Annotated in this window: 12 protein-coding genes; all 12 read right to left on the bottom strand. The window is 71.6% G+C overall.

Annotated elements, in window-relative coordinates; genetic code table 11:
• Positions 1 to 2 precede the first annotated feature (2 nt).
• The 12 genes from AB0M35_RS01975 to AB0M35_RS01920 all read right to left on the bottom strand — a co-directional run bounded on the left by AB0M35_RS01975 (position 3) and on the right by AB0M35_RS01920 (position 12,743).
• Entirely contained in the window at positions 3 to 674 is a 672-nt protein-coding gene (locus tag AB0M35_RS01975) for a hypothetical protein (RefSeq protein WP_363740402.1), read from the bottom strand.
• Positions 675 to 809: 135 nt separating this feature from the next.
• On the bottom strand, positions 810 to 1,445 hold the full coding sequence (locus AB0M35_RS01970; protein ID WP_363740401.1) for a M15 family metallopeptidase: 636 nt from the start codon (positions 1,443 to 1,445) through the stop codon (positions 810 to 812).
• Positions 1,442 to 2,608, bottom strand: coding sequence for a D-alanine--D-alanine ligase family protein (locus AB0M35_RS01965; protein ID WP_363740400.1), 1,167 nt, complete (start codon positions 2,606 to 2,608; stop codon positions 1,442 to 1,444). The genes AB0M35_RS01970 and AB0M35_RS01965 overlap by 4 nt, the downstream gene beginning before the upstream one ends.
• On the bottom strand, positions 2,605 to 3,735 hold the full coding sequence (locus AB0M35_RS01960) for a pyridoxal-phosphate dependent enzyme (RefSeq protein WP_363740399.1): 1,131 nt from the start codon (positions 3,733 to 3,735) through the stop codon (positions 2,605 to 2,607). Before AB0M35_RS01960 ends, AB0M35_RS01965 begins: the two co-directional genes overlap by 4 nt.
• Positions 3,736 to 3,752: 17 nt before the next feature.
• Entirely contained in the window at positions 3,753 to 4,961 is a 1,209-nt protein-coding gene (locus tag AB0M35_RS01955) for an acyltransferase (protein WP_363740398.1), read from the bottom strand.
• Between the two features lie 116 nt (positions 4,962 to 5,077).
• Positions 5,078 to 6,136, bottom strand: coding sequence for a HAMP domain-containing sensor histidine kinase (locus tag AB0M35_RS01950; RefSeq protein ID WP_363740397.1), 1,059 nt, complete (start codon positions 6,134 to 6,136; stop codon positions 5,078 to 5,080).
• Complete coding sequence (locus AB0M35_RS01945) at positions 6,133 to 6,801, bottom strand: response regulator transcription factor (RefSeq protein WP_363740396.1); 669 nt, start codon at positions 6,799 to 6,801, stop codon at positions 6,133 to 6,135. The genes AB0M35_RS01950 and AB0M35_RS01945 overlap by 4 nt, the downstream gene beginning before the upstream one ends.
• A 320-nt stretch (positions 6,802 to 7,121) precedes the next feature.
• Entirely contained in the window at positions 7,122 to 7,967 is an 846-nt protein-coding gene (locus tag AB0M35_RS01940) for a DUF559 domain-containing protein (RefSeq protein WP_363740395.1), read from the bottom strand.
• Positions 7,968 to 8,273: 306 nt separating this feature from the next.
• Positions 8,274 to 9,287, bottom strand: a complete 1,014-nt coding sequence (speB, locus tag AB0M35_RS01935) for an agmatinase (protein WP_363740394.1) — start codon at positions 9,285 to 9,287, stop codon at positions 8,274 to 8,276.
• Positions 9,284 to 10,486 carry a saccharopine dehydrogenase C-terminal domain-containing protein gene (locus AB0M35_RS01930; protein ID WP_363740393.1) on the bottom strand — a complete coding sequence of 401 codons (1,203 nt, stop codon included), beginning with the start codon at positions 10,484 to 10,486 and terminating at the stop codon, positions 9,284 to 9,286. Before AB0M35_RS01930 ends, speB begins: the two co-directional genes overlap by 4 nt.
• Complete coding sequence (locus tag AB0M35_RS01925; RefSeq protein WP_363740392.1) at positions 10,486 to 11,904, bottom strand: FAD-dependent oxidoreductase; 1,419 nt, start codon at positions 11,902 to 11,904, stop codon at positions 10,486 to 10,488. The genes AB0M35_RS01930 and AB0M35_RS01925 overlap by 1 nt, the downstream gene beginning before the upstream one ends.
• The gene (locus AB0M35_RS01920; RefSeq protein ID WP_363740391.1) at positions 11,901 to 12,743 is read right to left on the bottom strand and encodes an ABC transporter permease; all 843 of its coding nucleotides are present in this window, start codon (positions 12,741 to 12,743) and stop codon (positions 11,901 to 11,903) included. Before AB0M35_RS01920 ends, AB0M35_RS01925 begins: the two co-directional genes overlap by 4 nt.
• Between the last annotated feature and the right edge of the window lie 91 nt (positions 12,744 to 12,834).

Genomic DNA, 12,834 nt, shown 5'->3' with positions numbered 1-12,834 from the left:
TCTCAGCGCAACAGCTCGACGGTGTTGTTGCGGACCAGGTTCTTGCCCGGCTCCCGGATCTGTTCCATCGCGGCGGAGTTGAGCAGCACGCAGCTGCCCGACGGGCCGGTCACCGTCACCGTGGTCGACCGGTTGTTGTCCAGGTTGGTCACCCGCAGCCGGGTGCCGACCGGGAACCGGTCGCTGGTGGCGGCCGCAGCGGCGGCTTCCTCGAAGAACGTGATCGCGCCCTGGCAGGCCGACCCGGTGGCCGGGCGGGTGGCCGGCGGCGACGCCACCCCGGGCCGGTCGGCCGGCTGGCCGACGCCGGGCTGCGCCCCGGCACCGCCCAGTCGCTCGACCACGTTGCGCCGGATGACGTTCTTCCCCGGTTCGCGGACCAGTTCCATCGCGGCGGCGTTGAGCAGTACGCAACTGCCCGACGGCCCGACCACTGTCACCTCCGCCACCTTGCTGTTGTCCAGGTTGGTCACCCGCAGCCTGGTCCCGACCGGGAACTGATTGCTGGTGGCAGCCGGGGCTCCCCCTTCGGCGGAGAAGGTGATCGAGCCGGGGCAGACACTCTGGGCGGTCGGCGCGCTGTCGGCGAACCCGAGCCCGGTCCCCAGCGCCATGGCCCCGGCGGCGACCACCGCCACCCCCGCCGCCAGCATGTGCTTGCGCTGCACCCTCACCTGTCGCCTCCCGTCCTCGGCATCTGCGTTCGGATGCTGGTACGGCGTGGGAGCGCTATCGGGTTCAGGTGGATCGGAAACAAAGTTTCGAATCGGCTCGCCGACCTCGCGCCCTCACAGGACGCCGCCGCGCCCTTACAGCGGGCCGTAGCGGGTGTGCGGCGCCCCGGTCATCAGCGCCCAGTAGCGGTCGCCGTAGGACCAGTGCCACCACTCGGTGGGGTAGTTGACCAGTCCAGCGCAGGCCAGCGCCGCACCCATGATCCGCCGGTACCGGCGGGCCGGCGCGCCGATCGACGTGGCGGCCGTGAAGCAGGCGTTCCCGCTCGCCTCGGGTGTGGCGTCCACCGCAGTGCCCATGTCCACTTCGATCCCGTCGGCGGTGCACAGCGTCAGGTCCACCGCCCCGCCGGTGCTGTGCGGCGCCACTTCCACCGGGGAGACGAACTTGGTGGTCTCCTCGTACACCCGCTGCGGCGACCAGTCCGGGTGGTTGCGACGCAACTCGTCCCGGTAGGCGGTGAAGATGTTCAACTGTGCCTCGTAGGGCCGGTACCCCTCGATGACCAGCAGGCGCAGGCCGTCGGGCAGGGTGCGCTGCGCGGCCAGCAAGCGGTCCACCACCTGATGACGCAACCGGGCGTACGCTCCGGCCGGATCGGCCGCCCGGCCGTCGAGCCGCAGTTCGGGTACGTCCCGCAGGTCGACCAGAGGGTCACCGTCGTCGACGCCGGGCACCGCCGCCACCCGGGGATCGCAGAGCAGGATCACGCGCGCCCCTCCCCACCCGTGGGACGACTCGCGTGCCGCTCGACGGCCAGCGCGACCAGCCGGTCGACGATCTCCTGGTAGCCGACACCGGCCACCGCCCACACCTTCGGATACATCGAGTGCGCGGTGAAGCCGGGCATCGTGTTCAACTCGTTGACGTACAACTCGCCGGCGCTCTCGTCGTAGAGGAAGTCGACCCGGGCCAGCCCCCAGCCGCCGATCGCGGCGAACGCCCGCAGCGACAGGTCCCGGATCCGCTCGGTCACCTCGTCGGGCAGCACCGCCGGCACCACCATCGGATCGGCGTCGCCGAAGTACTTCTGCTGGTAGTCGAACCAGCCCCCGGTGACCCGCACCTCGCCCACAGTGGACGCCTCGGGGCGGGTGCCGCCGAGCACCCCGCACTCCAACTCCCGGCCGGTGACGCCCTGCTCCACCACGACGAGGTTGTCGTGCCGCAGCGCCTCCTCGACCGCCGCAGCCAGGTCGTCGTCCTCGGTCACCCGGGAGATGCCGATCGACGAGCCCATCCGTGCCGGTTTGACGAACAGCGGTCGGCGCAGCCCCACCACCAGCTTCTCCACGTCCTCGGTGGCGCGGTAGGTGTGTGCGTCGAACCAGACGTGCGGGGTGATCGGCACCCCCTCGGCCCGCAGCGCCCGCTTCATCGCCACCTTGTCCATCCCGACGGCGGAGGCGAGGATCCCGCACCCCACGTACGGCACGCCCAGCGATTCGAGCAGTCCCTGCACCACACCGTCCTCGCCGTACGGGCCGTGCAGCACCGGGAAGACCACGTCCAGTTCGGCGTGCACCTCGCCGAGCGAGTCCACCCCGGTGACCAGTGCGGTGCCGGGCCGCTCGCCGGCCCGCAGCTCCACGGCGGCCCCGGTCACCGACAGCCGGTCGTCGATGGCCCGTTGCGCCTCCGTACCGTCGATGTGGGCGACCAAGGTGGCCTCGGGAACCAGCCGCAGCCGGCCTTCCCGGGTGACGCCGAGCGCCACGACGCGGTACCCGCCACCGACCAGCGCCCGAGCCACCCCGAGCGCCGAGGCGCAGGAGACCTCGTGCTCCGCCGACGGCCCGCCGAACAGCACCCCGATCACCTGCGGCCTGCCGCCGCCGTCCCGCCGCGGTCCCCCGCCTTGACGCTCACTCATGCTGCCGCCCCTTCCTCGATCCGACGCGGGGCCGCCAGTCGGGCGACCAGATCCGCTTCCACATTTCCGCCGGTCAGCACCACACCGACCGTGTGCAGCCGCCGGGTACCGCTGGTCGGCACGCCAGTGCGATCAGCCCCGGCTTGACGCTCCGCTTGGTGGCTGCCGGACTGCTCGGCGGCACGACCGGTCAGCGCGCGGTGGCCGCCGGACTGCTCAGCGGCACCACCGGTCAGCCGGAGCACGCCGGCCAGGCCGGCCGCGCCGGAAGGCTCGGCCAGCACCTTCAGCTCCAGCAGGAGCAGCCGGAACGCCTCGGCGATCGCCTCGTCGTCCACCCGGATCACCCCACGCAGGCGGTCACGGACGATGGCGAACGGCAGCTCACCCACGCAGGACGGCCGAAGACCGTCGGCGATCGTCGGTGCGGGGCTGACCGGCGTCGGTCGGCCGGCGTCCAGGCTGCGGGCCAACGAGTCACAGCCGTACGGCTCCACGCCGTACACCTCGATCGGCCGTCCGGTAGCGGCCAGGCACGCGCCGGCCACGCCACCGCCACCGCCGACGGGCAGCACCAGCGCGTCCAGCGGGGTGCCCGCCCGTTCGGCCTCCTCGATCAGTTCAAGGCTGGCGGTGCCCTGCCCGGCGACCACGTCCGGATGGTCGTACGCGTCGACGATCGGGTGACCGGTCTCGTCGCTGAGCTGCCGGGCCACGGCCAGCCGCTCCTCGACGCCGGTGCCGGCGAGCACCACTCGCGCGCCCGCCGCCCGGGCCCGGTCGACCTTCGTCGTGGCCGCGTCGACCGGTAGCACCACGGTCGCGGCCAGCCCGTGCCGCCGAGCCGCCAACGCCACGGCGACGGCGTGGTTGCCGGTGCTCTGCGCGACCACCCCGGACTGCCCGGCCGCCGCGAGCCGGCCGACCGCGAACAGCCCGCCCCGCATCTTGTACGAGCCACCGCGCTGCAAGTTCTCCGCCTTCATCAGCACCCGCACGCCGGCCAGCCGGTCGATCGCCGGGGACCGCAGCAGCGGGGTACGCAGCACCCGGCCGTCGAGCCAGCGGGCGGCCTCCGCCACGTCGACCCGGGCTGGGTCGACCTCCAAGGAAGCTGAGCGGGACATGTCGTCTCCTTCTTGGTTCAGCCGGCGGAAGGCCGGGTGGGCAGGTCGGCGGAACGCCGGGCGGGCAGGTCGGCGCGCCGTCGGGTGGGCAGGTCGAAGAGCCACGACGTGCGAGCCGCGAGCAGGGCCCGGTGCAGGGCCAGGCTCAGCGCCAGCACGGCGACGGTGAACGAGAACGGGAAACCGAAGGCCAGCGCCAGCCGGGCGGTCTCGTCCAGGGCGGCGACCCGTTCGGCGACCAGCAGATGCAGCAGGGCGAGCACCGGCATGTGGATCACGTAGATCGGCAGGGTCTGACGCCCGAGGGCCGCCAACGGTTCGGCGACGACGGGCCACCGGGCGAGCCGTACCGCCCCGGCGATGCCAAACAGCACCGCGACGGCGGACACCAGCACCGCCACACCGGGCAGGCGAGCGGCGCCGGTCACGAGCATGGCCGCCGACGCGCCGCCGTACGCCGACGCCGCGAGCAGCAGACGCCGCCCGGTCACCGTCTCCGCCCACCGCAGCAGGTACGGCCGCAGGTGCAGACCGGCGAGGAAGAACACCAGATTCTGATAGAGCCCGCCCCGGTTACCGGGAGTGTCGAGCAGCCCGGTCGCCGCGACGGCGGCGAGCGTGCCCGCCGCACCCAGCAGCACCGCCGGGTGGACCCGACGCAACGCCTTCGCCAGGACGAAGTAGAGCGCCAGCGCGTACAGGTACCAGAGGTTGGACGGGGTGATGGTGAGCTGGGCCAACAGCTGTCCCGGGCTGGTCGCCCGATCGGTGGGAAAGTCCGGGGCGAGGGCCAGCACGGCGGTGTGGATCAGCAGCCAGAGGGCGTACAGGTAGAGAAAGCGCGCGACCCGGGAGCGGGCGACCGCCCGCCACGGCCGGTGCACGGCGGCGGCCGCGAACATGCCGGAGATGGTGAAGAACAGGGGCATCCGCATCGGCAGCAGCAGCTCGCCGAAGGTGCCCCAGGCCCCGGGCACCGGCACCGCGAGCCGCCAGTCGATCTGGAGGTAATCCTTCATGATCACGTGCCAGAGCAGGACCAGGAGGATGCAGCCACCCTTGGCGACGTCCGCCCAGGCCAGCCGCCCGCCGGCCGACCCGTCGTGCCGGTCGTACGCCGGCCCGGAATCCCCCACCGGCACCGGCCCGAACTGCCCGTCGTGGGCCGGCCCGGTCGGAGCCGGGGCAGCGCCGGTGAGCGGTGCTGCGTGCTCTCGGGTGGTCACGATGTTTGCTCCTCTCTGCCGGGCGGTGCCCGAATCCGGGCACGCCGAAGGCCGAGTTGCCGCGGTCGGCGGTCGGTGTGGGGTGAGGTGCGGTCGCTGTGGGTGAGCTGCCCGGGTCAGGGCGCCTTGGGTAGCTGGACGTCGACCCGTAGCCCGCCGTTCTCAGCCGGTCGGGCGGCGATCAGGCCGTCATGCGCCTGGGTGATCGAGCGGGCGATGGCCAGGCCGAGTCCCGCCCCACCGCTGTGGTTCGTACGGTCCCGGGCGAGTCGGCGGAACGGCTCGAAGAGCCCGGCCACCGCCTCGGCCGGCACCACCTGACCGCTGTTGACCACGGTCAGTGCCGTTTCCCGGCCGACGGTGACGGTCAGCGTCCCGCCCGGCCGGTTGTACTTGATCGCGTTCTCCACCAGGTTGCTGACCAGGCGTTCCAGCAGCACCCGCTCACCCATGACCACCCGAGGCGTGAGGTGACTCTGCACGGTCACCCCGGCCTCCTCGGCACGTTCCCGGTAGCTGGCGAGGACCGTACCGGCGATCTCGTCCAGCCGCTGCGGGAGCCGCGCCCGCAGGCCCTGGTCACTCTCGCTGAGCGCCAGCAGACCCTCGATCAGCCGCTCGTTGCGCTCGTTGGTCTCCAACAGTTGGCTGGTCAACAGTTCGAGTTGCTCGCCGGTGAGCGAACGGGCCATCCCGACCTCGATCAGCGTCCGCTGCACCGCCAACGGCGTACGCAGTTCGTGTGAGGCGTTCGCGGCGAACCTGCGCTGGCCCTCGTAGCCGGCGGCGATGCGTTCCATCATCTCGTCGATCGCACGGGCCAGTTTCGCCAGTTCGTCGTTGCCACGCGGCCGGATCCGATGGCCGAGATTCTGCGGCCCGACGTGCCCGATCGGCTCGGCGAGGTCGCCCACCGGACGCAGGCACCACGCCCCGACGGCCCAGATCCCGATCAACACGATCACCAGGACCACGAGGCCAGTCAACAGGCTGAGCTGGCCGACGACGCTCCCGGCCGCTCCGCACGCCGTGCTGACCCCGGGCACCCCGGCGTCGCAGAGCCGCTGGCCGAAGATCCACACCAGGTTCAGCACCCTCTTCACCACGAGGGGCATGGCGATCCCGACGACCAGGGCGCCCGCGCCGACCAGCACGATCCGCCAACGCGGTGTCATGCTTGCGCACCGCCGATCCGGTATCCGGCCCGCGGCACAGTGTGGATGATCTGCGGCGTACCGAGCTTCTTGCGCAACGTCATCACGGTGACCCGGACGGCGTTGGTGAACGGGTCGGCGAACTCGTCCCAGGCCTGTTCCAGCAGTTCCTCCGCGCTGACCACCCGCCCCTCGGCACGCATCAGCACGTGCAGCACGGCGAACTCCTTCGGACTCAGGCTGACCTCGCGGTCGTCCCGGGTGACCACGTGCCGGGCCACGTCCAGCGCCACGCCGTGCTGGCGCAGCACCGGCGGCACCGCCGGTGCTGAGCGCCGCCCGAGCGCCTGTACCCGGGCGACCAACTCGGCGAAGGCGAACGGCTTGGTCAGGTAATCGTCCGCACCGAGGCCAAGGCCCTCCACCCGGTCCCGGATGCCTGCGGCGGCGGTGAGCAGCAGCACCCGGGTGGTGGCGCCGGATTCGGCCAGGCTGCGGCACACCTCGTCGCCGGTATGCCCCGGCATGTCCCGGTCCAGCACCGCGACGTCGTAGCGGTTCACCCCGATCCGCTCCAGGGCGCCGCCACCGTCGTAGCAGACGTCGACCGCCATCGAGAATCGGCGCAACCCCTCGGCGACCGTGTCCGCCAGCAAACGCTCGTCGTCCGCCACCAACACCCGCACGTTCCACTCCCCGTGATCCGTAACCGTCCGGCACACGTTCGCAGGCCGGAGTTAAGGGTTCTGTAAGCGTCTGCCGCCGCAATACTCCACCCCACCGCCCCGACAACAAGTCCGGCCACCCAACCCCCCTCCAGCCCCCCCAACCCCCACCCCCTCAAAGTGACCCACCTCACACTCGCCAGCCGAACTCGGCCCAGCCCTGCTGCCCGCGATCTTGCACTTTGGGTCGCCCATTTGGCTGGTAATGCCCCTCTTGCACCGACAGAAAGTGCAAGATCGCGGGGGCCGGGCCGGGCCGGGGCGGGGCGGGGCGGGGTTGGTTAGGAGAGGGCGGCTTTGATGGTGGCGACGATGTGGGCGGGGCGGCGGTAGAGGTCGCGGTCCGTGAAGTAGCGCATCCGCCAGCCCTGCGCGTCGAGCCAGTTGACGCGCTCCCGGTCGTGCCGCAGGACATCGCGATCCAGATGGGTGAGGCCGTCGTACTCGATGCCAACCCTGCGCTCCCGGTAGCCCAGGTCCAGGCGGTAACGCAACGCGCCGTAGCGGTCCGGGACCCACAGCTGCGGCTCGGGCGGAGGCAGCCGGCCGTCCAGCAGCACCAACCGCAGTTGGCTCTCCTGACGGCATTCCGCCCGGCCGTCCGCCAGCGGCACCAACTCGCGCGCCTGCCGCACGCCGCGTAGCCCGCGATGTGCGCACACCTCGGCGAGCAGATCGTCCGGGGTTACCGCCTCGGCGCGCAGCGCGGAATCCAGCACGGGAAGGGCATCGAACCGCGACACGGTACGCGCCAGGTCGACCGCACAGCGCGCCGCCGGTACGCACGGCAGCCCCTGCACGAGCACCGGCTGCACCGGCAGCACGCAGTGATGCACCACCAGCCCAGGCAGCCGGGGCTTCGGCACGCTGGGCGGCACCTGGACGTGCACGAGATCGTCGCGCAGTACGCCGAATCCGTGTCGCCGGGCCGCCGTCTGCCGGGCCAGCATGGTCCCCGCCGGCAGACACAGCAGGAGCGCCCGTAATTCGTCCTCGTCGTCGACGGGCTGATCGGCGTAGACACCCCGCCGCACCCGGCGCAACTCCTCCCGGCTCAGCCGGGTACGAAGCCGACGGGCGGTCAGTGTGCGCATCAGGGTTTCCACCCGCCACAGTTGAGCAGTCATCCCGGCACCCTGCCCCGCACACCACCCACCCCTCCACCCCACACCCGCCCCCTGTGGACAACCACCCACCCTGTGGATAACCCCCACCCACCCCCACCCTCGTGCTAGACACCCCACCCCACCCCACCCCACCCCCACCTCGTCGATCTTGCACTTACCGTCGCTGATTCACGGCTTATGTCCTCTATTCCCCGACCAGAAGTGCAAGATCGACGGGGCTAGGGCGCGGGGCGCGAGGAGGGCGGGGCGCGGGGGCAAGGGGTGATGAGGGCAAGGGGTGAGGAGGGCGGGCCGTGAGGGTGGGGGTCAGCGGGCGTCGAGGAGGGGTTGGGTGGGGGTCCAGGGTGGGGCGCCGGTGGCGTCGTGGCGGCGGCGGGCGATGGCGGAAAGGGCTTCCAGGACGATGCGGTTGCCGAGGAAGGCGGTGATGTCGGCGTGGTCGTACGGTGGGGCGACCTCGACCACGTCCAGCCCGACGATCGGGAGTTCGTAGCAGACCCGGCGGACCGCGTCGAGCAGTTGTCGGGAGGTGAAGCCGCCCGGCTCGGGGGTGCCGGTGCCAGGTGCCATGCCCGGGTCGACCACGTCCACGTCGACGGAGAGGAAGACACCGTCGCACTCGTCGGTGGCGATGTCGAACGCCTCGGACAGGCAGTCGTCCAGGCCCCGGGCCACGATCTCGGTCATCTCGTACGAGCGCATCCGCTGTTCGGCCATCCATTGCAGCGTGGAAGGCCCCGGCCAGTAGCCGCGCAGTCCGATCTGGAGGAAGCGGTCGCCGCGTACGGCGCCGGACTCGATGAGCCGGCGCATCGGCTGACCGTGCCCGTGCAGGGAGCCGAACTCGATGTCCCCGGTGTCGGCGTGCGCGTCGAAGTGCACCAGCGACACCCGGCCGAGCCCGTGGTGGCGGGCCACGCCGGTGGCGTCGGGCAGGGCGATGGAGTGGTCGCCGCCGAGGATCACCGGGATCGCGCCGGCCGATGACACCGCGTACACGGCGGTTTCCAGTGCGGCCAGGGAGCGTTCGATGTCGCCGGAGAACATCTCCACGTCACCGGCGTCGTACACGCAAAGGTCCTTGAGGGCGTCGACGCGCATGGCCAGGGACGGGCGGGAGCCGTCGTGCGGCAGGTAGCAGGCTTGGCGGATGGCCGACGGGCCGAACCGGGTGCCGGGGCGGTGTGAGGTGCCGCCGTCGAAGGGTGCGCCGATGATGACGACATCGGCGTCGGCGTACGTCACCGGCTCCTCGATGGTGCACGGCGGCACGCCGAGGAAGGTGACGTCGGGGCCGAACATCGGGCCGTAGCGGGTCATCGTTCCTCCATGCCCCAGGGTGAGCCGTAGTCGGTCAGCAGGTCGAGGAAGGGCCTCGGGGGCAGCGCTTCCGGGCCGAGCACCCCGACGCCCGACCAGGCTCCACCGGCCAGCAGTTCCAGGGCGACGACCGGGTTGATCGCGGTCTGCCAGACCACCGCCTGGTGACCGTATTCGCGCATCGACCACTCGTTGTCGACCACGTGGTAGAGGTAGACCTCGCGGGGTCGGCCGTCGACACCGGTGCCGCGTACCCAGGTGCCGGCGCAGGTCTTGCCGCGCATCCGGTCGCCGAGGGTGGCCGGGTCGGGCAGGCAGGCGGCCACCACGTCGCGCGGCGACACCTCGACGCCCTTCACCGACACCGGCACGGTCGAGTCCAGGCCGAGCTTGTGCAGCGTCTTGAGCACTTCGATGAACTCGTCACCGAGGCCGTACTTGAAGGTGATCCGCTTCGCCGGCACCCAGCGCGGGATCAGCAGCACCTCCTCGTGTTCCACGTTGACGCACTCGACCGGCCCGATGCCCTCGGGGAAGTGGAACACCTCCGGTTCGCTGAAAGGCTCGGTGGTGAACCAGCCGCGCCCGTCCTCCCAGATCACCGGCGGGTTCAGGCACTCCTCGATGGTGGTCCAGATGGAGAACGACGGCGCGAAGGCGTAGCCGTCGACGGTCAGGTTCGCTCCGTCGCGTACCCCGATCTCGTCGATCTCGGCGAAGAGTTCGTCGGCGGCGTAGCGGGCGAAGACGTCGGACAGGCCCGGCTCCACGCCGATGCCACACAGCGCCAGCCGGCCCGCCTCGGCCCACCGCTGCGCCACCGCGAACTGCTCGTCGCCCAGCTTGACGCCGGTCTCCTGGTAGGGCCGCTCCGGATGCGGCTTCGACAGCGACATCGCCAGGTCCAGGTAGTCGGCACCGGCCGCGTACGCCCCGTCGAAGATCGGCATGACGAACCGCGGGTCGACCGCGTTGAGCACGTGGGTGATCCGATGCTCGCGGCAGGCCGCGGCGACCGCCTCGGCGGAACTGGCGTCAAGCTGGGCGGCGGCGAAGCGGGCGTCGCGGCCCGCGATCGCCCGCGCCGCGCGGGCGGGGTCGTAGTCGGCCACCACCATGGTTTCGAAGAAGGCGCGCCGGGCCGCGATGGCGACGACGGCGGCACCGACGCCACCGGCGCCGACAAGCAGGACACGCATCAGGAATCAAACCCCAAACCAACCCGATCGAGCGTACGAAGCCAGAGGTTGCGCCGCCCTTCATGTGCATCGGCGCGGGCCAAGGACCAGCGGGTAAGCCCGATGCCGACCGCGCGGGCCGGTTCGGGCGGGAACGGCAGCGGCTTGTCGCGCACCAGGGCGAGCCGGGTCAGCGGGGTGTCCGCCCCGGCGACCAGGTCGAGCAGCACCCGGGCACCGAATCGGGTCGCCCCGACACCCAGCCCGGTGTAGCCGCCCGCGTACGCCAGTCGCCCGTCGTACGCCGTGCCGAAGAACGCGCAGAACCGGGTGCAGGTGTCGATCACCCCGCCCCACCGGTGACTGAACCGCACATCGGTCAACTGCGGGAAGGTGGTGAAGAAGTGCGTGGCCAGGGCGGTGAAGGTGGCGTCCCGCTGGGCCAGCGCGGGGGCGACCCGGTTGCCGTAGTGGTAGACCGCGTCGTAGCCGCCGAACAGGATCCGACCGTCGCCGGTGATCCGGTAGTAGTGGAACTGGTTGCCGGTGTCCGCCAACCCCTGCCGGTTGCGCCAGCCGATGGCGTCGCGCTGCGCGGGCGTCAACGGTTCGGTCATCAGCGCGTAGTCGTACACCGGCACCACCCAGGCGCGCAGCCGGCGCAGCAGCGGCGGGAACGCGTTGGTGGCCAGCACCACCCGGTCGGCGCGTACCGCCCCGGGCAGGCCGTCGGCACCGGTGGTCTCGGCGAGCAGCGCCGCACCGACCCGGCGCAGCCCGGTCACCCGCGTGTGCTCGTGGATGCGCACACCGAGGTCGAGGCAGGCCCGGCGCAAACCCCAGGCCAGCCGCGCCGGGTCGAGCATCGCCACCCGGTCCCGATCCCACAACCCGCCCAGGTACGTCGGGGAGTCCACCTCGGCCCGCACCTCGTCGGCGTCGAGCAGGCTGACGTCGTGGCCGTATCGGCGGGCCAGCGCGGCGTCTTCGGTCAGCCCGTCGAGCTGGTACGGCTCGACCGCCACGGCCAGCTCGCCGGTGCGCTCGAAGTCGCAGTCGATGCCGTACTCGGCGATCGTCGCCGCGATGGCGTCCAGGTTCTCCCGGCCGAGCCGCTCCAACTCGTCGATCTCGTCGGGGAACCGTTGCACCCCGTTGGCCAGCCCGTGGGTCAGCGAGGCGGCGCAGAAACCGCCGTTGCGTCCGGAGGCCGCCCAGCCGCAGGTACCCGCCTCCACCAGCAGCACGTCCCGCCCCGGGTCGGCCTGCTTGGCCAGCAGCGCCGCCCACAACCCGCCGTACCCGCCGCCGATCACCAGCAGGTCTGCGCTGGTCGGCCCGGCCAGCGGCGGCACCGGGTCGGGCCGCTCCGGCCGGTCGAGCCAGTACGGTGCGCGTACCGCGTCGGTGAGGGCCCGGCCGGGCGGCGGCAGGTTCATGACCGGCTGGCCGCCCGGGGCGCCGGAACGGCCGCCGTGATCGCCGAGCGGCGGGCCCGCCGCCCCCGCAGCATGGTGGCCAGCACCAGCAGCAGCGCGATCGCGAACATGGCCGTACCGATGACGTTGACCTGCGGTGGGATGCCCCGTTGGGCGGCACCCCAGACGTACATCGGGAACGTGACGGTGGTGCCGGAGTTGAAGTTCGTGATGATGAAGTCGTCGAAGCTCAGCGAGAAGGCCAGCAGGGCGGCGGCCACGATGCCGGGCAGCACCAACGGCAGCGTGATCCGGCGGAACGTCTGCCACTCGCTGGCGTACAGGTCCATCGCGGCCTCCTCCAGCCGCCGGTCCATCCCGGCCAGCCGCGCCTTGACCGTCACCACCACGAACGACAGGCAGAACATGACGTGCGCGATGACGATGGTCCAGAAGCCCAGCGGCACCCCACCGGCGACGAAGAGGGCCAGCAGCGAGGTGCCCATCACCAGTTCCGGGGTGGCCATCGGCAGGAAGATCAGCACGTTGAGCCCGGAACGGCCCCGGAACCGGTGACGGACCAGCGCGAACGCCATCAGCGTGCCGAGCGCGGTGGCGGCCACGGTGGCGAGGAAGCCGATCTGTGCACTGCGCAGCACCGCGTCGCACATGTCCGAGGTGGCGCACGGGTTACGCCAGTTGTCGAGAGTGAACTCGTTGAAGTCGTACGACAGTCGGCTCGACGGACGGTTGAACGACAGCGCGGCGACCACGGCGATCGGCAGGAACAGGTAGCCGAGCACCAGCAGCGCGACCCCCATCACCCAGTGCTGGGCGAACCACCGAGAGACACGGCTCACCGAGCCCACCTTTCGTTCGCGACTGCGGGGCTCCGCTTCGCTGCACTCCTCGCGCTCACCGAGCCCACCTTTCGTTCGCGACTGCGGGGCT

The organism is Micromonospora sp. NPDC051196, assembly GCF_040682415.1.
Classification (GTDB): Bacteria; Actinomycetota; Actinomycetes; order Mycobacteriales; family Micromonosporaceae; genus Micromonospora.
This window is presented reverse-complemented; position numbering and strand designations above follow the sequence as displayed.